Here is a 19,885-nt window from a genome sequence, read left to right as displayed (position 1 = left end):
AGGAGGCTGTGCGCTCATATTCGACTGATCGACTGGAATCACTATGTCCGGCTGCATCCCCGTTTTCACCCTTTCCCTGCGCGGCACTATCGCCGTGCTCTGCGGCTCGCTGCTGAGCCCCTTGGCTATCGCCGCCGACAGCGGTCATGTTGGCCAGGACCACGACGCCGCCGAGCTGAGCCCGACGGTAATCACCGCCGTCGCCCCCAGCTCGCCGCTGACCATCGTCACCAACCCCAAGGACCCGCGCCAGCCAGTGCCGGCCAGTGATGGTGCCGACTACCTGAAGACCATCCCCGGCTTCTCGGCCATCCGCGCTGGCGGCACCAACGGCGATCCGGTGTTGCGCGGCATGTTCGGCTCGCGCCTGAACATCCTCACCAATGGCGGCCAGATGCTCGGCGCCTGCCCCAACCGGATGGACGCGCCAACCTCGTACATCTCGCCGGAAACCTATGACCGCCTTACCGTGATCAAAGGCCCGCAAACTGTGATCTGGGGTCCCGGCGGCTCGGCCGGGACGATCCTCTTCGAACGCGAGCCGGAGCAGTTCGGCGAGCTTGGCAGCCGAGTCAACACCAGCCTGCTGGCCGGCTCCAATGGCCGCTTCGACAAGCTGCTCGACGTCGCCGCCGGCAACAGCGAGGCGTATGCGCGCTTCGTCGGCAACCAGTCACGCTCGGATGACTACCGCGACGGCAACGGCGACAGCGTGCCGTCGCGCTGGGACAAGTGGAACGGCGACGTCAGCCTTGGCTGGACGCCGGATGCCGACACCCTGCTCGAGCTCACCGCCGGCAAAGGTGACGGCGAAGCCCGTTACGCCGGGCGCGGCATGGACGGCTCGCAGTTCAAGCGCGAAAGCCTGGGCCTGCGCTTCGAAAAATCCAACCTCGGCGAGGTGCTCGACAAGATCGAGGCGCAGGTCTACTACAACTACGCCGACCACGTGATGGACAACTACAGCCTGCGCACCCCGTCCGGCAGCGGCATGATGGGCATGCCGATGGTCGCCAACGTCGACCGGCGCACCCTCGGCGCGCGGATCAAGGCCACCTGGCGTTGGGCCGATGTGCAATTGATCAACGGTATCGATGCGCAAAGCAGCGAGCACCGCCAGCGCAGCGGCATGGGCGTCGACGCGCACCGTGGCCAGCCGTGGAGCAAGGATGCCGAGTTCCACAACTACGGTGTGTTCGCCGAGCTGACCTGGTACGCGAGCGGCGAAGACCGATTGATCAGCGGTGCCCGCCTTGACCGCGCTTCGGCGCGCGATCTGCGCAGCGACCAGGCCACCGCCGGCAACACTCGCGCCGATACCCTGCCCAGCGGCTTTGTCCGCTATGAGCATGACCTCAGCGCGCTGTCGGCCACCACCTACATCGGCCTTGGCCATGCGCAACGCTTCCCGGATTACTGGGAGCTGTTCTCGGCCGACGGCCCGGCCGGTGCGCGCAACGCCTTCGACGCGATCAAACCGGAGAAAACCACCCAGCTCGACTTCGGCATCCAGTACCGTGACGAGCGCCTGCAAGCCTGGGCCTCGGGCTATGTCGGGCAGATCCGCGACTACATTTTGTTCGACTACCAGACTGGCATGATGGGCATGAGCACCACCCAGGCGCAGAACATCGATGCGCGGATCATGGGCGGCGAGCTGGGCGCGGCGTACAAGCTGTCGGAAAACTGGAAGGCCGATGCGACCCTGGCATACGCTTGGGGCAAAAACAGCAGCGACGGCAAGGCACTGCCGCAGATGCCGCCACTGGAAAGCCGCCTGGGCCTGACCTACAGCCAGGATAACTGGAGCACCGGGGCATTGTGGCGGCTGGTCTCGGCGCAGAACCGCGTCGCTGAAAATCAGGGCAATGTGGTCGGCAAGGACTATGAAAAAAGCGCAGGCTTTGGCGTGTTCTCGCTCAACGGCGCCTACAAGGTCACGCGCAATCTCAAGCTTAGCGCCGGCGTCGACAACCTGTTCGACAAGGCTTATGCCGAGCACCTGAACCTGGCCGGCAACGCCGGTTTTGGTTACCCGGCGAACGATCCGCAGCCGGTGCCTGAACCTGGCCGGACCTTCTGGACCAAAGTCGATCTCAGCTTCTGACAATTACAACGGGCGCGGCCATGACCGCGCCCCTCTGATGGGAGGTTCCATGGGCGGACCGCGTATTTCCTTCTATAACCTGGCCTGGCGCTGGCACTTCTATGCCGGGCTGTTCGTTGCGCCATTCATGATTCTGCTGGCGCTCACCGGGATCATCTACCTGTTCAAGCCACAGCTCGACCCGCTGATGTACCGCGAGCTGATGGTGGTCGAAGGCGGCCACCATCGCCAAAACGCCGACGCGCTGCTGGCGCAGGTTCAGCAGGCTTATCCACAGGGCCACGTCGGCCAGTACCTGCCGCCGCTGAACAGCGAGCGCAGCGCGCAATTCGTGGTACATGACGGCGGCCGTGAGCTGAACGTGTTCGTCGATCCGTACAACGCCAAGGTGCTCGGCGAGCAGGACGCCAAGCAGAACCTGCAGGCCATCGCCCGTGCCCTGCATGGCGAGCTGATGGTCGGCACCGTCGGCGACCGGCTGGTGGAACTGGCCGCTGGCTGGGGCATTGTGCTGGTGGTGTCGGGGCTGTACCTGTGGTGGCCGCGCGGGCGCAGCAGTGCCGGTGTGCTCTGGCCGCGCTTTGCCTCGCGCGGCAGGCTGCTGTGGCGCGACCTGCATGCGGTCAGCGGCTTCTGGGGATCGGCGCTGTTGCTGCTGATGCTGCTCAGCGGCATGACCTGGACTGGCATGTGGGGCAAGCAGTATGCCGATCTGTGGAACCGCTTCCCGGCGGCGATGTGGAATGACGTGCCCAAGTCGGACCAGCAGGCGCGGGTGCTCAACCAGGCGCATCGGCAGACCGTGCCCTGGGCGATGGAGAACACGCCGATGCCGCAGTCGGGCGCCCATGCCGAACACGCCGGGCACCACATGATGTCGAGCAAGCCAGCGGCGCCGCAGGTCAGCCTGCAGCAGGTCGAGGACATTGCCAGCAGCCGCCAGGTCGAGCCCGGCTACAGCATCACTCTGCCGACCACCGCCGACGGCGTGTTTACCATTGCGGTGTTTGCTGATGATCCCCGCAACGACGCCACCCTGCATGTCGACCAGTACACCGGCCAGGTGCTGGCCGATGTGCGCTGGCAGGACTACAGCCCGGTCGCCCGCGCGACTGAGCTGGGCGTGATGCTGCATGAGGGCAAGATGTTTGGCGCGTTCAACCAGATCGTGATCTTGCTGGTGTGCCTGATGATTCTGCTCGGTTCGGTGAGCGGTCTGGTGATGTGGTGGAAGCGCCGGCCCGAGGGTGGCCTGGGGGTGCCGCCGCTGCGCCATGATTTGCCGCGGTGGAAGACGGCGACAGTGGTGATGCTGGTCTTGGGCGTCGCGTTTCCGTTGGTGGGGGTGTCGATGCTGGTGATGTGGGTGGTTGATCGTTGCGTGGTGAGGCGGCGGATGGTGGTTCGGGCTTGAGAGAGCCGGGGCCGCTTTGCGGCCCCAGGCTGCCACGCAAAACTCGTGTCGATCTGTCACGCCCCGATCTGGAACCGGCGTGTTAGCCTACTCGGCTAGCAAAAAAAGACTGAACCAATAATGGAATGCAGCCAATGACCGTGACCTCCACCCCCGAGCCAGATGATCAGCATCTGCAACGCAACCTGAGCAACCGCCACATTCAGCTTATCGCCATCGGTGGCGCCATCGGCACCGGCCTGTTCATGGGTTCGGGCAAGACCATCAGCCTTGCTGGCCCGTCGATCATCTTCGTCTACATGATCATCGGCTTCATGCTGTTCTTCGTCATGCGGGCGATGGGCGAGCTGCTGCTGTCGAACCTCAACTACAAGTCCTTCATCGACTTCTCGGCCGACCTGCTCGGGCCCTGGGCCGGTTACTTCACCGGCTGGACCTACTGGTTCTGCTGGGTCGTCACCGGTATCGCCGACGTGGTCGCGATCGCCGCCTACACCCAGTTCTGGTTCCCTGACCTGCCGCAGTGGATCCCGGCGCTGAGCTGCGTGGCGCTGCTGCTGTCACTGAACCTGGTGACGGTGAAGATGTTCGGCGAGATGGAATTCTGGTTCGCCCTGATCAAGATCGTCGCCATCCTCGGCCTGGTCGCCACCGGCCTGTATATGGTCATCACCGGCTTCCAGTCGCCCACTGGCAGCACTGCGCAGCTGGCCAACCTGTGGAACGATGACGGCATGTTCCCCCATGGCCTGATGGGCTTCTTCGCCGGTTTCCAGATCGCCGTGTTCGCCTTTGTCGGTATCGAGCTGGTCGGCACCACCGCCGCCGAAGCGAAAGACCCGGAGCGCACCCTGCCGCGGGCGATCAACTCGATCCCGATCCGCATCATCGTCTTCTACGTGCTGGCCCTGATCGCGATCATGGCAGTAACGCCGTGGCGGGACGTGGTGCCGGGCAAGAGCCCGTTCGTCGAGCTGTTCGTCCTCGCCGGCCTGCCTGCTGCGGCCAGCATCATCAACTTCGTGGTGCTGACCTCGGCCGCCTCGTCGGCCAACAGCGGCGTGTTCTCCACCAGCCGCATGCTGTTCGGCCTGGCCCAGGAAGGCGATGCACCGAAGGCCTTCGAGAAGCTCTCGCGCCGCGCGGTCCCGGCCAACGGTCTGTTCTTCTCCTGCGCCTGCCTGCTGCTGGGCGCGGTGTTGATCTACCTGGTGCCGAACGTGATCGAAGCCTTCACCCTGGTGACCACGGTGTCGGCGGTGCTGTTCATGTTCGTCTGGACACTGATCCTGCTGTCGTACCTGAAGTACCGCAGCCAGCGCCCGGCGCTGCATCAAAGCTCGATCTACAAGATGCCCGGCGGGCGCTTCATGTGCTACGTGTGCCTGGTGTTCTTCGCCGCGATTCTGGTGCTGCTCAGCCTTGAGGCCGACACCCGCTCGGCGCTGGTAGTGACGCCGATCTGGTTCCTGCTGCTGGCAGTGACCTACCAGTTCGTGCGCAGCAAGCGCCAGCCGCGGGCCGCAATGGACCGCTGACTGCTTGGGGCCGCCCAGCGGCCCCAATACCGTGCACGCCTCGGGCGCCAGCACCAAGCTGGACCCAGCAACCCTACCCTTCCCCCGCAAAGCCCCGGAAACCGGGGCTTTGGCCGTGTCCGAAAAGCGGGCACAGCGCTTGCAATGTCTCCTGCAGAGTCGCCAACAGCATAAAAAACTCAGCGGAGAGAGCACATGAAGCGTCGCAGTCTGATCAAGGCCTTTACCCTTAGCGCATCGATTGCGGCGATGGGCCTGAGCTGGAGTATCCAGGCCGCCGAGACCATCAAGGTCGGCATCCTGCATTCGCTGTCGGGGACCATGGCCATTTCCGAGACCTCGCTCAAGGACATGGCGTTGATGACCATCGACCAGATCAACGCCAAGGGCGGGGTCAATGGCAAGATGCTCGAAGCGGTGGTGGTCGACCCGGCTTCCAACTGGCCGCTGTTCGCAGAGAAAAGCCGCCAGTTGCTGACCCAGGACAAGGTCGCGGTGGTGTTCGGCTGCTGGACGTCGGTGTCGCGCAAGTCGGTGCTGCCGGTGTTCGAGGAGCTCAATGGGCTGCTGTTCTACCCGGTGCAGTACGAAGGTGAAGAGATGTCGCCAAACGTCTTCTACACCGGCGCGGCGCCTAACCAGCAAGCGATCCCGGCGGTGGAATACGTGATGAGCGAAGACGGCGGCAGCGCCAAGCGCTTCTTCCTGCTCGGCACCGACTATGTCTACCCGCGCACCACCAACAAGATTCTGCGGGCCTTCCTGCACAGCAAAGGTGTGGCCGACAAGGACATAGAAGAGGTGTACACGCCGTTCGGCCACGCTGATTATCAGACCATTGTCGCCAACATCAAGAAGTTCTCTGCCGGCGGCAAGACTGCGGTGATCTCCACCGTCAACGGCGACTCCAACGTGCCGTTCTACAAAGAACTGGCCAACCAGGGCCTGAAGGCCACCGACGTACCGGTAGTGGCGTTCTCGGTGGGCGAAGAGGAGCTGCGCGGTATCGACACCAAGCCGCTGGTCGGCCACCTGGCGGCGTGGAACTACTTCGAGTCGGTGGATAACCCGGTCAACCAGAAGTTCGTCGCGGACTGGAAGGCCTACGCCAAGGCAAAAAATCTGCCGGGCGCCGACAAGGCGGTGACCAACGACCCGATGGAAGCCACCTATGTCGGTATCAATATGTGGGCGCAGGCGGTTGATAAGGCCAAGTCCACCGATGTCGACAAGGTCCGCGAAGCGCTGGCCGGACAGACCTTTGCCGCGCCGTCGGGCTACACCCTGACCATGGACAAGACCAACCACCACCTGCACAAGCCGGTAATGATCGGCGAGATCCAGGATGACGGTCAGTTCAGTGTGGTCTGGGAGACCGAGCAGCCCCTGCGTGCGCAACCGTGGAGCCCGTTCATTCCTGGCAACGACAAGCGTCCGGATTATGCGGTGAAGGGTAACTAAGTGACGGGGGCCGCTCTGCGGCCCTTTCCTGTAGGAGCGGCCTTGTGTCGCGATCGAGCGCGCAGCCCTCGCCTCCCCCTGACACAACAGGATCAACCAATGCTCAGATTCCTGCTCGCCCTGCTCCTGCTGCTGCCGCTGGCAACCCAGGCCAGCGAGGGCGACCTCTTCTACGCTGCCAAGCCCGCAGACCAGGCCCGCCTGCTGCAGGACTGGGCAGCCCAGCCAGAGCCTGCGCGGCTGGCGCTGCTGACCGCGCTGAAACAAGGCCGGATCGCCGACGGCGACACGCGCAAGCTGCGCCTGAACAACCGTCTGCGCGGCCTGATCGACAATGCCCTGGCCAGCCATCAGTTGCTCAGCGATGACGCCCGCGTGCGGCTGGCCGCGGCTGGCGAACTGCAACGCAGCGCCCAGCCGGCACAGGTGGCGTTTCTAGACCGGCGCTTCGCCAATGAGTCAGACCCAGCGGTGCATGCCGCTCTGGGCCTGGCCCTGGCCAACCTGCAACTGGTCGCCAGCGAGCCCTCGGTACGCCTGGCCGCAGTGCGTCTGCTCGGCGAAACCGGCGACCCTTTGGCCCGCACCCGTCTTGAAGCGCTGTTGCAGCCCGGTGTCGAGACCGACGCCGCCGTGCGCACCGCCGCCGAAACCAGCCTGGCCCAGGTCAAGCGCAAGCTGCTGATCGGTGAACTGCTCGGGCAGGCCTTCAGCGGCCTGTCGCTGGGCTCGATCCTGCTGCTGGCAGCACTGGGCCTGGCGATCACCTTCGGCTTGCTTGGGGTGATCAACATGGCCCACGGCGAGATGCTCATGCTCGGCGCCTACAGCACCTACATGGTCCAGGTACTGCTGCAGCGCTACGCGCCAGGCGCCATCGAGTTCTACCCGCTGATCGCCCTGCCGGTGGCGTTCGCCGTCAGTGCCGGGGTCGGTATGGCGCTGGAGCGCACAGTGATCCGTCATCTGTACGGTCGCCCACTGGAAACCCTGCTGGCGACCTGGGGCATCAGCCTAATCCTGATCCAGGCGATCCGCCTGCTGTTTGGCGCGCAGAACGTCGAGGTAGCCAACCCGGCGTGGCTGTCCGGCGGGATTCAAGTGCTGCCGAATCTGGTACTGCCCTACAACCGCATGGTGATCATCGGCTTTGCCCTGGCGGTGGTGCTGCTCACCTGGCTGCTGCTCAACCGCACCCGGCTGGGGCTGAACGTGCGCGCGGTCACCCAGAACCGCAACATGGCTGCCTGCTGCGGGGTCTCCACCGGCCGCGTCGACATGCTCGCCTTCGGCCTTGGCTCGGGCATCGCCGGCCTTGGCGGGGTGGCCCTGAGCCAGGTCGGCAACGTCGGCCCAGACCTTGGCCAGAGCTACATCATCGACTCGTTCCTGGTGGTGGTACTCGGTGGCGTCGGCCAGCTTGCCGGCACGCTGTGGGCCGCGTTCGGCCTGGGCATCGCCAACAAACTGCTCGAGCCGCAGATCGGTGCGGTGCTGGGCAAGATCCTTATCCTTGCGCTGATCATCCTGTTCATTCAGAAGCGCCCGCAAGGCTTGTTCGCTCTCAAGGGACGGGTAATCGACTGATGAACCAGCCACTGCTTGTCACCGCCGCACAAAAGGCCGGGCCGCGCCTGTCGCTGGCCATCGGCATCGTTGTTGTCCTGCTGCTACTGGCCTTGCCGCTGTTGTCGCTGCTACCCGCAGAGCACTCGTTGCAGGTCTCGGCCTACACCCTGACGCTGGTCGGCAAGATCCTTTGTTACGCCATTGTCGCGCTGGCGCTGGACCTGGTGTGGGGCTACGCCGGCATGCTTTCGCTGGGGCATGGATTGTTCTTCGCCCTCGGCGGCTACGCCATGGGCATGTACCTGATGCGCCAGGCGGCGGGTGACGGCCTGCCGGCGTTCATGACCTTTCTGTCGTGGACCGAGCTGCCATGGTTCTGGGCCGGCACCCAGCATCTCGCCTGGGCGCTGTGCCTGGTAGTGCTGGCGCCGGGCCTGCTCGCGCTGGTGTTTGGTTGGTTCGCCTTCCGCTCACGGATCAAGGGCGTGTACTTCTCGATCATGACCCAGGCGCTGACCTTCGCCGGCATGCTGCTGTTCTTCCGTAACGAAACCGGCTTTGGCGGCAACAACGGCTTCACCAACTTCCGCACCATTGCCGGCTTCGATGTGGCCGCGCAAGGCACCCGCGCAGTGTTGTTCCTGCTTACCGTCGGCCTGCTGCTGGCCAGCCTGTACCTGTGCTGGCGGCTGACCCAGAGCAAGTTCGGCCGCCTGCTGACGGCACTGCGTGATGCGGAGAACCGGCTGATGTTCTGCGGCTATGACCCGCGCGGTTTCAAGCTGCTGGTGTGGGTGCTCAGCGCCGTGCTGTGCGGCCTGGCCGGGGCGTTGTACGTACCACAGGTGGGCATCATCAACCCCAGTGAAATGTCGCCGACCAACTCCATCGAGGCTGCCGTATGGGTAGCACTGGGCGGACGCGGCACGTTGATCGGGCCACTGCTCGGAGCGGGCCTGGTCAATGGCATGAAGAGCTGGTTCACCGTGGCCTTCCCGGAGTTCTGGCTGTTCTTCCTCGGCGCGCTGTTCATCATCGTCACCCTGTACCTGCCCAAAGGCGTGGTCGGCCTGTTGAAGAAAAGGAACCAGCCATGAGAGGCATCCCACCGGTACACCCGGAATTCATGCTCGAACCGGTATTCGACCAGATCGGCGCCGGGCGCGATGCGATCGGCCTCGGCCAGCGCCGCGGCAAAGGCCTGGATGTGCGCCACGGCACGGTGCTGAGCCTGGAGGACATCAGCGTCAGCTTCGATGGTTTCAAGGCGCTCAATGCGCTGAACCTGTACATCGGGGTTGGCGAGCTGCGCTGCATCATCGGCCCCAATGGTGCCGGCAAGACCACCATGATGGACGTGATCACCGGCAAGACCCGCCCGGACACCGGCACGGCGTTTTTCGGCGACACCCTCGACCTGACCCGCATGAGCGAGTACCAGATCGCCCAGGCCGGCATAGGTCGCAAGTTCCAGAAGCCGACGGTGTTCGAGGCGCTGACCGTCTGTGAAAACCTCGAACTGGCGCTCAAGACCGACAAGTCGGTATGGGCTAGCCTGGCCTCGCGGCTGTCATCCGAGCAGCGCGAGCGCATCGACTCAGTGTTGACCCAGTTGCGCCTGCTGCCCTTGGCCCAGCGCCAGGCCGGGCTGCTGTCGCACGGGCAAAAACAGTTTCTGGAAATCGGCATGCTGTTGGTCCAGGAGCCGCAACTGTTGCTGCTCGATGAGCCGGTGGCAGGCATGACCGATGCCGAAACCGAGTTCACCGCCGAGCTGTTCAAGGGCCTCGCGCGCAGCCATTCGCTGATGGTGGTGGAGCACGACATGGGCTTTGTCGGCAGCATCGCCGACCACGTCACCGTGCTGCACCAAGGCAGCGTGCTGGCCGAAGGCTCGCTGGAGCAGGTGCAGGCGGATGAGCGGGTGATCGAGGTTTACCTGGGCCGCTGATCGTTGTTTGCCAACAGACCGCGCCAACCGTTGCGCTCAAGGATTTGCACATGCTGAAAATCGATACCCTGCATCAGTACTACGGCGGCAGCCATATCCTGCGTGGCCTGTCATTCGAGGCCAAGATCGGTGAAGTGACCTGTCTGCTCGGGCGCAATGGGGTCGGCAAGACTACCTTGCTGCGCTGTTTGATGGGGCTGGTGCCGGCGCGGGAAGGCAGCGTGCACTGGGAAGACCAGCCGATCACCACGCTCAAGCCGCAGCAGCGGGTGCATGCCGGCATCGCTTATGTGCCACAAGGGCGGGAGATCTTTGCCCGGCTGACCGTTGAAGAAAACCTGCTGATGGGCCTGTCACGTTTCCCGGCCCGCGAGGCGCGGGAGGTGCCGGCGTTTATCTACGAACTGTTCCCGGTGCTCGAGCAGATGAAGCAGCGCCGTGGCGGTGACTTGTCCGGCGGCCAGCAACAGCAGCTGGCCATCGGTCGTGCCCTGGCCAGCCGGCCACGCTTGCTGATCCTCGACGAGCCTACCGAAGGCATCCAGCCGTCGGTGATCAAGGAAATCGGCGCGGTGATCCGCAAGCTGGCCGACCGCGGCGACATGGCCATTTTGCTGGTCGAGCAGTTCTATGACTTTGCCGAGGAGCTGGCCGATCAGTACCTGGTGATGGCCCGCGGCGAGATCATCCAGCAAGGCCGTGGCGAAAACATGCAGGCCGAAGGTGTGCGCGGGTTGGTAACCATTTAATCTGCAGACAATCCCTCTGCGAGACGTTGTCATGAGCTACCCGATTCGCGATGCCCAGGCTGCTGATGTACCGGGCATTCTCGCCATCTACAACGATGCCGTGCGCAATACCACGGCGATCTGGAACGAGACCCCGGTGGACCTGGCCAACCGCCAGGCCTGGTTTGCGGCGCGGGCTGAGCAGGGCTATCCGATCCTGGTGGTGGCCGATGACAGCGGCGTGTTGGGCTATGCATCGTTTGGCGACTGGCGCCCATTCGAGGGTTTTCGGCACACCGTCGAGCATTCGGTGTATGTGCGCGATGATCAACGCGGCAAGGGCCTGGGCCCGTTGCTGATGGCGGCACTGATCGAGCGTGCGCGTGGCTGCGGCAAGCATGTGATGGTGGCTGCGATCGAGAGCGGCAATGCAGCGTCGGTGCGGTTGCATGAGCGGCTGGGGTTCGTTGTGACCGGACAGATGCCGCAGGTCGGCATCAAGTTTGGCCGTTGGCTGGATCTGACCTTCATGCAGCTGATCCTGAACCCCGCGCACCTGTAGGAGCGGCCTTGTGTCGCGAAAGGGTCGCGCAGCGGCCCCAAAAATTTCAGCTCCGCCGCTGACATCGCCGGGCCCGCTTTGCGGGCCTTTCGCGACACAAGGCCGCTCCTACAGGTCACGCGCCAGCCGATGGCCCTGCGGCGAGTCACATCTGGGTAAACCGCCCCAAACGCTGGCGCAGCATGGTGTTCTCGCTGCGCAGGTGCTGCACTTCTTCCAGCAACTCCAGCGCCAGCGCCACGCCTTCCCACTCCAGTTCCAGCTCCTGATGCAGCTTGACCGCGCGCTTGAGCGTTACCGGCGCGCGGTCGTCGAACAGCCAGTCTTCCGGCGTTCGCCCCGATGGTTGAACAATGCCGTGCTCGACGATTTCGATCACCCAGTCAGCCGTGATATTGGCTTCCTGGCAGAGGGTGCGCATGTCCAGTTGAACGATCAGGGTGCTGCTCATGATCAACTACTCCATTGAGTCCTCGGGTTGAACGCGGCCTTCTCGGCAAGCTTGGCCCACAGTTCACGGGTGGCGTCGTCCGACTGGGTCGGCATGACCACCTTCAATTGCGCGTACAGATCACCGCGCTCGCCCTGCTTGTTGCTCAAGCCCATGCCTTTGACGCGCAGGCGCTGGCCGCTCTGGCTGTCGGGGCGGATGGTCAGGTTGATCTTGCCGGTCAGGGTCGGTACCGCGACCTTGGTGCCCAGCGCGGCTTCCCACGGCGCCAGCGGCACGGTGATGATCAGGTCATGGCCTTCGACATCGAACAGCGGATGCGGCGCCATGCGAATGGTCAGGAACAGGTCGCCATTGGCACCACCGCCAACCCCTGGCGCACCCTGGCCCTTGAGGCGGATGCGCTCGCCGTCGGTGACCCCGGCCGGGATCTTGACGTTGAGGGTCTTGGTGGTGAACCCGGTGCGCTGCCCGGCGGCGTTGGTCTGCGGGATCTGGAAGCTGATCTGCTTGGACTCTTTGTTCAGGGTCTCCTCAAGGAAAACCGCCAGCTCCAGTTCCACGTCCTGCCCTCGTCTGCCCGCACTGCGTTGCTGTTGCTGCTGTCCGCGTCCGAACGGGCTGCCGCCACGTGCGCCAAAGATCGAGCTGAAGAAGTCGGAGAAGTCGCCGCCTTCGAAACCATTGTCCGCGCCAGCGCCGCGACCCTGCCAGCCGGGCGGGGCCTGGAACGGCCGGCCGTGCTGGCCGCCATACTTGCGGATCTCGTCGAATTCAGCGCGTTTCTGCGCGTCACCAAGCACTTCGTAGGCCTCGTTGGCCTCTTTGAACTTGTCCTCGGCATCGCGCTCCTTGCTGACATCGGGGTGATACTTGCGGGCCAGCTTGCGGTACGCGGCCTTGATCGCCTTGTCGTCCGCGGTGGGCTCTACGCCGAGTATCTTGTAATAGTCTTTGAAGTCCATCTATGGATCACCAGTGTGAATTTGCGTGTTGCATCTGAAGATAGGGACCAAGCATAGCCTTTCAAGGGCGGTTTGGGGTTGCCGTGGAGCAGACGACTGGTCTTGATTCTGCTGGCAAAGGGCATAAACTGCGCGGCCGTTTTGCCTCCGGAAGTAAATTGTCCATGTCCGACGTATCCCCGGCCCGTGCCCTGGGCATCGATTTTGGCACCTCCAACTCCACGGTCGGCTGGCACCGCCCGGGTGCCGAGTCGCTGATCGCCCTCGAGCAAGGCAAGATCACCTTGCCCTCGGTGGTGTTCTTCAATATCGAGGAGCGTCGCCCGGTGTACGGCCGCCTGGCCCTGCACGAATACCTCGAAGGCTACGAAGGGCGCCTGATGCGCTCGCTCAAAAGCCTGCTCGGCTCCAAGCTGATCAAGCACGACACTAGCGTGCTCGGCACTGCCCTGCCGTTCAAGGACCTGCTCGGGATGTTCATCGGCGAGCTGAAAAAACGCGCCGAAGCCGACGCCGACCGCAGCTTCGAGCAAGTCGTGCTGGGCCGCCCGGTATTCTTCGTCGACGATGACCCGGCGGCCGACCAGGAAGCCGAAGACACCCTTGCCGACGTAGCGCGCAAGATCGGCTTCAAGGACGTGTCGTTCCAGTACGAGCCAATTGCTGCGGCCTTCGATTACGAGTCCGGCATCAGCCGCGAAGAGCTGGTACTGATCGTCGATATCGGCGGTGGTACCTCCGACTTCACCCTGATTCGCCTGTCGCCCGATCGCCACCATCTGGCCGAGCGCCAGAGTGACATTCTCGCCACCGGCGGTGTGCACATTGGCGGTACCGACTTCGACAAGCAGTTGAGCCTGCAAGGCGTGATGCCGCTGTTCGGCTACGGCAGCAAGATGAAGAGCGGTGCGCTGATGCCAACCAGCTACCACTTGAACCTGGCCACCTGGCACACCATCAACGCCGTGTATTCGCAGAAATCACAGCTGGCGCTGGGCAACATGCGCTATGACATCGAAGACGCGCTGGGCATCGATCGCCTGTTCAAGCTGATCGAGCAGCGTGCCGGGCACTGGCTGGCGATGGAGATCGAGGCCAGCAAGATCGAGCTGACCGACCAGCCCAGCCGCCAGATCGACATGCGCCGGATCGAACCGGAACTGGCCGTCGAGCTGACCCGCGCGTTGTTCGAAGACGCCATTGGCGGCCTGCTGCAACGGGTCCGCGGCAGCGTCAGCGAATTGCTGAACAAGGCTGGCGTCACTGAGGGCCAGGTCGACACGGTGTTCTTCACCGGCGGCTCCAGCGGCATCCCGGCGCTGCGCAACAGCGTTGCGGCGATGCTGCCCAATGCTCGCCACGTCGAAGGCAATATCTTCGGCAGCATCGGCAGCGGCCTGGCGATCGAAGCGCGCAAGCGCTACGGCGCGCTGTAAGCCTCAGCGCAAGCCTGGCAGCGCGTTAGCGCGTGCTGTCAGGCCTGCCCCTTACACCAGCTCGGCGCGGCGCAGCTCACTTTTCAGATACGCATAATAGATCGGCCCGGCCACCACACCCGGCAAGCCGAACGCGGCCTCGAACACCAGCATCGCCAGCAGCAACTCCCACGACTTGGCCCTGATCTGGCCGCCGACGATCCGCGCGTTGAGGAAGTACTCGACCTTGTGGATAACGATCAGATAGCCCAGCGCCGCCAACGCCACCCAGATCGACAGCGACAAGCCGACGATGGTGATCAGCGTGTTCGACATCAGGTTGCCGATCACCGGCAGCAGGCCGAGCAGGAAGGTCAGCACGATCAGGGTCTTGGTCAGCGGCAGGTGTACGCCGAACAGCGGCAGCACCACTGCGAGGAAGATCCCGGTGAAGAAGGTGTTGAGCAGCGAGATCTTGATCTGGGCGAAGACGATATTGCGAAACGCCTGCACCAGCAGCGCCAGCCGTTCGAACATCGCCGCTGCCAGTGGCTTGCGCCGGGAGATATCGGGGATGCGCTGCAAGGCAACGATGGCACCGAGGATCATCCCGATCAGCAGGGTGACGAACATGTGCGCCATGCCCTTGCCAACCAGCTGCAACTCACCGAGGTGGCTTCTCAGCCATTCGCCAATCGCCACCTTGAACTCGGCCGCACTGGCCGGCAGGTAGCCTTCGATGAACGGCGGCAACTGGCTACGCGCCTGCTCCACCAGCAGCATGAACTTGTCCAGCGAGGCGCCAGGGTTCTCCGCTTCATGCAGCAAGAAGCTGAACGCGCCCGCAATCAGCAACGTCAGGCTGATCACCACCAGCGTGCCCAGCAACGCCACCGCCAGCCAGCGCGCGCGCTGCCCGGCAATGATCGGCTGTAGCCGCGGGGTAAGCATATTGACCAGTTCGAACACCAGCAGGCCGGCGAGCAGGCTTGGCAACAACTTCAGCGGCAGGGCCAGCAACAGGCCGGCAAAGACGATGATCCAGCTGGCCAGGGTGACCTGGCGAGGGGTGAAAGTCATACAGCCTCAGGGGCAGACAGCAGAAAAGAATCGCAGTCTGCCAGCCTTCGGCGCGCAAACATAGATACAGCTCATTTCTTCTTCAGGCAGGTACTCATGAATGCTTTGCGCTCGTCACCCTTGAGGGTCTTCTCGGTGGCGGTGGCGTTGCAGCGGGTCATTTTCTCCTGCTGGGAGACCTTCAGGCACTTGCTCATGAATGCCTTGCGCTCATCACCCTTGAGGGTCTGCGCAGTGGCGTCGGCGTTGCAACTCTTCATCTTTTCCTGCTGGGCGGTGGCGGCAAAGCCCTGCGCGCAGATCAACATGCCCAATACCAGCAATGGCGCTTGCAGTCGCTTCATGGAGTGGTCTCCTTGTTCCGCGCCCAATGCACGGATCCAAGCCTGAGTGTAGCCAACTATTTCCGCGTGCCAGCGCCATCAGAGCCCCGCGGCTTTCAAGCGCGCGGCGTGCTCGGTAAACAGCCGCACCGGCTCAGCCCCCTTGCCCACCGCACCAAGTGACTGGTTGACGATGTCCAGATGATCCAGCGGGTGGTCATCGCCCAGCACCTGGCCCAGGTGCGAACTGTTGCGCCCGACCATGCCGTCGCACTGGCCTTTCTCGCGGACGAAGCTGCGGGCGAACAGGCGACAGAAGCGGTTGCTGCCGTCAAAGCGGTTGCGGCCCTGGTCGGTCAAGCCTGGCTGCAGCGTGCCCGACCACGAGTAGTAGCGCACGCCATTGACCTCATAGGCGCCCTCGCCGCCCCATTGCTGCGGCAGGCCCTGTGGATAAGCCTGGTTGAACAGCGCCACACCCGCGCAGGTCAGCGACTGATGCGACGCGTGCACGTCGATCGGCAGCCGCTCACGGCGCCAGCCTGTTTCCAGCCAGCCCATCAACCGCGCCAGGCCGTGCAACACGACGCGCAGCACACGCCCTTTAAGCGAGTGCCCGGGCGCCTTGCGTTCGAGGTGGTCGGCCAGCTCCGAGCCGTGATTGGGCCCGGCCACCGACGTCACCGAGGCAACCCGGTCTGGCCGCTTGGCAGCGGCATAGCGCGCGCTGAGTGCGCCCTGGCTGTGGCCGATCAGGTTGACCTTGGCGGCGCCGCTGCGCTGGCAGATGTCTTCGATGATCGCCAACAGCTGCTCGCCACGCACCTCGCTGGAATGCAGCGGCGACACCTGCACCGGATAGACCTTGGCACCGCCGCGGCGCAGCGCCGACACGATGCCGAACCAGTAGGGATAAACCAGCAGCCGGACAAAACCGAGCATGCCCGGCACCAGCACCACCGGGTATCGCGTCGCCAGATCCTGTTTCATTGCCGTTCTCCTCGGGCTTGGCCGTGCGCCAACACTAACGCGAGGTAGATGACAGCCACAATCGAACTCCTGAGCCGCGCTGCGGTTCCAATCCTGCACACACCCTGAGCAAGGAGCGGGACCATGTACAAACAGACTTTGGCAATCCTTCTGGCCAGCGCAACCCTGGCCGCCTGCGGCAGCCGTCCGGAAAACCCGGTGGACTACGTTACCTACCGCGACGAGCCGCTGGTCAAGCAGGTCGAGAACGGCATGACCATGCAGAAGGTAATCGCCATCGGTGGCAGCCCGTCGATGGTCATTGACCTGCCCAACGGCGGCACCTGCAACGACTACATCCTCAACCGTGATGGCCATCAGCAGCCCTACTACGTGCGCTTCGATGCCACCGGCCACGTCGATGCCAAAGGCTTCAAGACCTGCAAACAACGAGAAGAAGACAAGAAAGCCGCGACTGGCGCCTGAGTCTTCCTGAAGCCCTGACAACCCTGATATCTCGGAGATAAGCATGAGCAACGTTGAACTGACCGATAAACACACCTTGCGCGAACGCGCCCGCCAGCACGTTGAAGACGGCGCCGTGACCGAAGGCTATAGCGCCGACCGCGAGAAGATCATCCAGCTGCTCAACGAGTCGCTGGCAACCGAGCTGGTCTGCGTACTGCGCTACAAGCGCCACTACTTCATGGCCAGCGGGATCAAGGCGGCAGCAGCAGCTGACGAGTTCCTCGAGCACGCCACCCAGGAAGCCGAACACGCCGACAAATTGGCCGAGCGTATTGTCCAGCTGGGCGGCGAGCCGGACTTCAATCCGGACAACCTGAGCAAGAACTCCCACGCGCAGTACGTCGCGGGCAACTCGCTGAAGGAGATGGTGCTGGAAGACCTGGTGGCTGAACGCATCGCGGTCGACAGCTACCGCGAGATCATCCAGTACATCGGCGAGAGCGACCCGACCACCCGGCGCATCTTCGAAGACATCCTGGCCCAGGAAGAAGAGCACGCCGACGACATGGCCGACCTGCTCAAGGGTCTGTGATTCGCTAGCCTCTGGCCTCTGCCCGCAACCTGCGGTGCAGAGGCCGATAACGAACCCGCCTTACTTCTTCGTCTTGACCTCAGCCGGCGCCTTGCCGGCTTTCATTTGCTCGAGCAATGGCGTGCATTGATTCTGCTCGCCGTCACCCGGTGCAATCAGCGCCAGCAGCCCTGCTGCCGGGCCAATCGCAACGCCCAGGGCAACCATACCGGCGCCACGCAGGGCCAGCGGCAGCGCCTGCACACCAGCACTGGGTTTGACGAACTTGCCGCGCACATACAGCGGCGAGCGCAGCGAGAACAGGCGCAGGCCCTTGGACTCCGGGGTGATCTTCAGGTCGAGCTGTTCACTGGCGAAGTTGACCGTGCCATCGATATAGATGATCGCGTTCTCGGTATCGAAGACAAACACGCGCGTGCTCGCCAGGCCGTCCTTGATGCCGACATCGGCGGCCGCGCAGTTGATCTGCACATCCTTGTCGCCGAACAATTTGCCGACCACATAGTTACCGACGTTGAGGCCGGCCAGTTCCATCAGCTCACGGCTGATCGCGCCATCGTTGATCAGCATGCGCATGTCGCCGTTGGCGGTGCCGAGCAGCGCCGCGACCGAATTGCCGCGGCCGCTGATATCGGCATCGCCGTTGAGCTGGCCAAAGCTGGTCTGCATCGGTGCAAAGCCTGGGAACAGTTCCTTGAGCTTGAAGCCACGCGCGGTCAGCCGGGCCCGGCCCTGCATCGGCACGTTACGTCCATCCAGGCGGATGTTGGCAGCGAGATTGCCCCCGGCCACGCCAAAGCGCAGCGGCTGCAGGCGCAGCAGGCCATCATCGAGGATCAGGTGCACGGCCAAGTCGTTGAACGGCAACTTGGAGCTGTGCACGATGCGCTTGCCGCTGAAGCTGACGTCGGCATCCATTGCCCGCCAGCGCTCGGTCCGAAACTCTTCGACCGGCAGCACTTTGTCGCCTGGCTGCTTGCTGGCACCGCCACGGGCCTTTTGCTCGGCGTTGGAGTCAGCGCCGATCAACGGCGCAAGGTCCTTGAACAGCAGCTGATTGGAGACCAGCTTGCCGCTCAGTTTAGGCCGCGGCTTGCTCGCGACAAAGGCCAGATCGCCATGAATGTCGCTGTCGCCGATCTTGCCGTTGAAACCTTCATAGCTGAACCGCGCACCCTCGGCAGCGTGCAGGTTGGCTAGCAGATGGCCGTCGGTGGAGTACGCAGGTGTGTCCGGCAGGGTCACGCCAGTCAGCGGGTAGAGGTTGCCCAGGCTAGCGCCGGAAAGCTTCAGGCGCAGGTCCAGCGCGCCCAGGTTACGCGGGTCGGTCAGGGTGCCGGCGACCACCACATGGGTGTCGGCAATACGCACGTCGGCCTGCAACGGGAACGGCTGGCTGGCGTCCTGCAGCGCCAGCAGGCCACCGATCTTGCCAGTGCCGGACACCGGCTGATCCTTGTAGCGGCCGCTGGCCTTGAGGCCAAAGGCGTAGTCCTGGGCGCCGGCGCTCTTCTCGGCGCGGGCCTTGCCGACGATCTCGCTGAACGGGATTGGCTTGCCCAGCGGGTCGATCTGCACCTTCATGTCAGCCTTGAGGATCTGGTCGTTGTAGCTGACATTGCCCTGATCAAAACCGATGGCGCCGATATCCAGCACCCATTTCGACGGTTCGGCGTTTTCATCCTTTGGCCCGAAATCGAACGTCCAGTTGGCGCGGCCATCGGCCAGGCGGGTCAGGCTGGCATTGGGTTTGGTCAGGTTGATGCGCGGGATGACAATGTGCTGAAAAATCAGCGGCAGCGGTGACAGACGAAATTCGACCTTCTCCAGGCCGACCATCTGCGGCTGTTTGAGCCACTCCGGGTTGCCCAGGGTCAGGTCCTCGGCAATGAAGTGCGGCCACGGCACCCAGGCGCGCCAGCCGCCTTCTTCAGGCTCGGTGCGCCATTTGACGGCGAGGTTGCCGTTGATGGCGAACGGTCGCTGCAAGGCGGCTGAGACTTTCTCGTTGAGCAGCGGCTTGGCGCGGTTCCAGTCGAAGGTGGCGATCACCACCACCAGGATCGCCAGCAAGGTGATCAGTGTGGCGAGGGTCCAGGTGATGATTCTGGCGGGGCGCGTCATTGCGTGATTCTCCTGACTGCATGGCTCATGGCGCCACGACGGTGACACTTAATAAGTGGGACTGATGAAAAGCCGCTGGGTTTAATCCATGGCGCATTCTAGCCAAGAATTTTCTGACGACCTCATCAGCTTTGCCGTGAGATTGACTGGTTACCAAGCTGCTCAGTG

General features: G+C 63.5%; 18 protein-coding genes. 12 read left to right on the top strand and 6 right to left on the bottom strand.

What is annotated here, in order from left to right; all coding sequences use genetic code 11:
• Window positions 1-43 precede the first annotated feature (43 nt).
• From K3F44_RS22555 to K3F44_RS22515, 9 genes are all read left to right on the top strand, one after another.
• Window positions 44-2,107 (top strand): TonB-dependent copper receptor, encoded by a 2,064-nt coding sequence (locus tag K3F44_RS22555; RefSeq protein ID WP_220633002.1) that lies wholly within the window; start codon window positions 44-46, stop codon window positions 2,105-2,107.
• Between the two features lie 49 nt (window positions 2,108-2,156).
• A complete protein-coding gene (locus K3F44_RS22550) occupies window positions 2,157-3,521 on the top strand; it encodes a PepSY domain-containing protein (protein ID WP_150571351.1) in 1,365 nt (454 codons plus the stop codon).
• 134 nt (window positions 3,522-3,655) lie between these two features.
• Entirely contained in the window at window positions 3,656-5,059 is a 1,404-nt protein-coding gene (gene cycA / locus K3F44_RS22545) for a D-serine/D-alanine/glycine transporter (protein WP_150571350.1), read from the top strand.
• 195 nt (window positions 5,060-5,254) lie between these two features.
• Window positions 5,255-6,520 carry an urea ABC transporter substrate-binding protein gene (urtA, locus tag K3F44_RS22540; RefSeq protein WP_181107323.1) on the top strand — a complete coding sequence of 422 codons (1,266 nt, stop codon included), beginning with the start codon at window positions 5,255-5,257 and terminating at the stop codon, window positions 6,518-6,520.
• A 99-nt stretch (window positions 6,521-6,619) separates the two neighbouring features.
• Window positions 6,620-8,107 carry an urea ABC transporter permease subunit UrtB gene (gene urtB / locus K3F44_RS22535; protein WP_101316026.1) on the top strand — a complete coding sequence of 496 codons (1,488 nt, stop codon included), beginning with the start codon at window positions 6,620-6,622 and terminating at the stop codon, window positions 8,105-8,107.
• Window positions 8,107-9,186 carry an urea ABC transporter permease subunit UrtC gene (gene urtC / locus K3F44_RS22530; RefSeq protein WP_101316024.1) on the top strand — a complete coding sequence of 360 codons (1,080 nt, stop codon included), beginning with the start codon at window positions 8,107-8,109 and terminating at the stop codon, window positions 9,184-9,186. The genes urtB and urtC overlap by 1 nt, the downstream gene beginning before the upstream one ends.
• Window positions 9,183-10,040 carry an urea ABC transporter ATP-binding protein UrtD gene (gene urtD, locus K3F44_RS22525; RefSeq protein WP_101316022.1) on the top strand — a complete coding sequence of 286 codons (858 nt, stop codon included), beginning with the start codon at window positions 9,183-9,185 and terminating at the stop codon, window positions 10,038-10,040. The genes urtC and urtD overlap by 4 nt, the downstream gene beginning before the upstream one ends.
• A gap of 50 nt (window positions 10,041-10,090) precedes the next feature.
• Window positions 10,091-10,789 (top strand): urea ABC transporter ATP-binding subunit UrtE, encoded by a 699-nt coding sequence (urtE, locus tag K3F44_RS22520; protein WP_101316020.1) that lies wholly within the window; start codon window positions 10,091-10,093, stop codon window positions 10,787-10,789.
• A 31-nt stretch (window positions 10,790-10,820) separates the two neighbouring features.
• Window positions 10,821-11,330: a GNAT family N-acetyltransferase gene (locus K3F44_RS22515; RefSeq protein WP_150572861.1), complete on the top strand. Its 510-nt coding sequence runs from the start codon at window positions 10,821-10,823 to the stop codon at window positions 11,328-11,330.
• A gap of 145 nt (window positions 11,331-11,475) precedes the next feature.
• On the opposite strand, the gene K3F44_RS22510 is transcribed toward K3F44_RS22515, so the two are convergent.
• Complete coding sequence (locus K3F44_RS22510; RefSeq protein ID WP_150571347.1) at window positions 11,476-11,781, bottom strand: chaperone modulator CbpM; 306 nt, start codon at window positions 11,779-11,781, stop codon at window positions 11,476-11,478.
• 2 nt (window positions 11,782-11,783) lie between these two features.
• Window positions 11,784-12,746 (bottom strand): curved DNA-binding protein, encoded by a 963-nt coding sequence (cbpA, locus tag K3F44_RS22505; protein WP_101316014.1) that lies wholly within the window; start codon window positions 12,744-12,746, stop codon window positions 11,784-11,786.
• Window positions 12,747-12,910: 164 nt separating this feature from the next.
• Here cbpA and K3F44_RS22500 point away from each other — a divergent pair, with 164 nt between their 5' ends.
• On the top strand, window positions 12,911-14,182 hold the full coding sequence (locus K3F44_RS22500; protein ID WP_220633001.1) for an Hsp70 family protein: 1,272 nt from the start codon (window positions 12,911-12,913) through the stop codon (window positions 14,180-14,182).
• Between the two features lie 51 nt (window positions 14,183-14,233).
• On the opposite strand, the gene K3F44_RS22495 is transcribed toward K3F44_RS22500, so the two are convergent.
• From K3F44_RS22495 to K3F44_RS22485, 3 genes are all read right to left on the bottom strand, one after another.
• Entirely contained in the window at window positions 14,234-15,241 is a 1,008-nt protein-coding gene (locus tag K3F44_RS22495) for an AI-2E family transporter (protein ID WP_101316010.1), read from the bottom strand.
• A gap of 71 nt (window positions 15,242-15,312) precedes the next feature.
• Complete coding sequence (locus tag K3F44_RS22490; RefSeq protein WP_220633000.1) at window positions 15,313-15,585, bottom strand: PsiF family protein; 273 nt, start codon at window positions 15,583-15,585, stop codon at window positions 15,313-15,315.
• A gap of 78 nt (window positions 15,586-15,663) precedes the next feature.
• Window positions 15,664-16,554, bottom strand: coding sequence for a triacylglycerol lipase (locus tag K3F44_RS22485; protein WP_220632999.1), 891 nt, complete (start codon window positions 16,552-16,554; stop codon window positions 15,664-15,666).
• Between the two features lie 123 nt (window positions 16,555-16,677).
• On the opposite strand from K3F44_RS22485, the gene osmE reads away from it, so the two are divergent.
• Window positions 16,678-17,019 (top strand): osmotically-inducible lipoprotein OsmE, encoded by a 342-nt coding sequence (gene osmE / locus K3F44_RS22480; RefSeq protein ID WP_101316004.1) that lies wholly within the window; start codon window positions 16,678-16,680, stop codon window positions 17,017-17,019.
• Window positions 17,020-17,062: 43 nt separating this feature from the next.
• Complete coding sequence (locus K3F44_RS22475) at window positions 17,063-17,593, top strand: bacterioferritin (protein WP_101316002.1); 531 nt, start codon at window positions 17,063-17,065, stop codon at window positions 17,591-17,593.
• Window positions 17,594-17,653: 60 nt separating this feature from the next.
• Here the strand turns inward: K3F44_RS22475 and K3F44_RS22470 are convergent, their stop codons facing one another.
• Complete coding sequence (locus K3F44_RS22470; protein WP_220632998.1) at window positions 17,654-19,717, bottom strand: AsmA family protein; 2,064 nt, start codon at window positions 19,715-19,717, stop codon at window positions 17,654-17,656.
• Between the last annotated feature and the right edge of the window lie 168 nt (window positions 19,718-19,885).

Origin of the sequence: Pseudomonas sp. S07E 245 (assembly GCF_019599025.1) — a bacterium.
GTDB lineage: Bacteria > Pseudomonadota > Gammaproteobacteria > Pseudomonadales > Pseudomonadaceae > Aquipseudomonas > Aquipseudomonas shirazensis.
This window is presented reverse-complemented; position numbering and strand designations above follow the sequence as displayed.

Excerpts from the sequence above, each read along its gene's own strand:
- cycA (WP_150571350.1), top strand. The coding sequence starts at position 3,656 with ATGACCGTGACCTCCACCCCCGAGCCAGATGATCAGCATCTGCAACGC.
- urtA (WP_181107323.1), top strand. The coding sequence starts at position 5,255 with ATGAAGCGTCGCAGTCTGATCAAGGCCTTTACCCTTAGCGCATCGATT.
- K3F44_RS22510 (WP_150571347.1), bottom strand. The coding sequence starts at position 11,781 with ATGAGCAGCACCCTGATCGTTCAACTGGACATGCGCACCCTCTGCCAG.
- K3F44_RS22550 (WP_150571351.1), top strand. The coding sequence starts at position 2,157 with ATGGGCGGACCGCGTATTTCCTTCTATAACCTGGCCTGGCGCTGGCAC.
- K3F44_RS22515 (WP_150572861.1), top strand. The coding sequence starts at position 10,821 with ATGAGCTACCCGATTCGCGATGCCCAGGCTGCTGATGTACCGGGCATT.
- urtE (WP_101316020.1), top strand. The coding sequence starts at position 10,091 with ATGCTGAAAATCGATACCCTGCATCAGTACTACGGCGGCAGCCATATC.
- urtC (WP_101316024.1), top strand. The coding sequence starts at position 8,107 with ATGAACCAGCCACTGCTTGTCACCGCCGCACAAAAGGCCGGGCCGCGC.
- osmE (WP_101316004.1), top strand. The coding sequence starts at position 16,678 with ATGTACAAACAGACTTTGGCAATCCTTCTGGCCAGCGCAACCCTGGCC.
- cbpA (WP_101316014.1), bottom strand. The coding sequence starts at position 12,746 with ATGGACTTCAAAGACTATTACAAGATACTCGGCGTAGAGCCCACCGCG.
- K3F44_RS22555 (WP_220633002.1), top strand. The coding sequence starts at position 44 with ATGTCCGGCTGCATCCCCGTTTTCACCCTTTCCCTGCGCGGCACTATC.
- K3F44_RS22470 (WP_220632998.1), bottom strand. The coding sequence starts at position 19,717 with ATGACGCGCCCCGCCAGAATCATCACCTGGACCCTCGCCACACTGATC.
- urtB (WP_101316026.1), top strand. The coding sequence starts at position 6,620 with ATGCTCAGATTCCTGCTCGCCCTGCTCCTGCTGCTGCCGCTGGCAACC.
- K3F44_RS22495 (WP_101316010.1), bottom strand. The coding sequence starts at position 15,241 with ATGACTTTCACCCCTCGCCAGGTCACCCTGGCCAGCTGGATCATCGTC.
- urtD (WP_101316022.1), top strand. The coding sequence starts at position 9,183 with ATGAGAGGCATCCCACCGGTACACCCGGAATTCATGCTCGAACCGGTA.
- K3F44_RS22485 (WP_220632999.1), bottom strand. The coding sequence starts at position 16,554 with ATGAAACAGGATCTGGCGACGCGATACCCGGTGGTGCTGGTGCCGGGC.
- K3F44_RS22475 (WP_101316002.1), top strand. The coding sequence starts at position 17,063 with ATGAGCAACGTTGAACTGACCGATAAACACACCTTGCGCGAACGCGCC.
- K3F44_RS22490 (WP_220633000.1), bottom strand. The coding sequence starts at position 15,585 with ATGAAGCGACTGCAAGCGCCATTGCTGGTATTGGGCATGTTGATCTGC.
- K3F44_RS22500 (WP_220633001.1), top strand. The coding sequence starts at position 12,911 with ATGTCCGACGTATCCCCGGCCCGTGCCCTGGGCATCGATTTTGGCACC.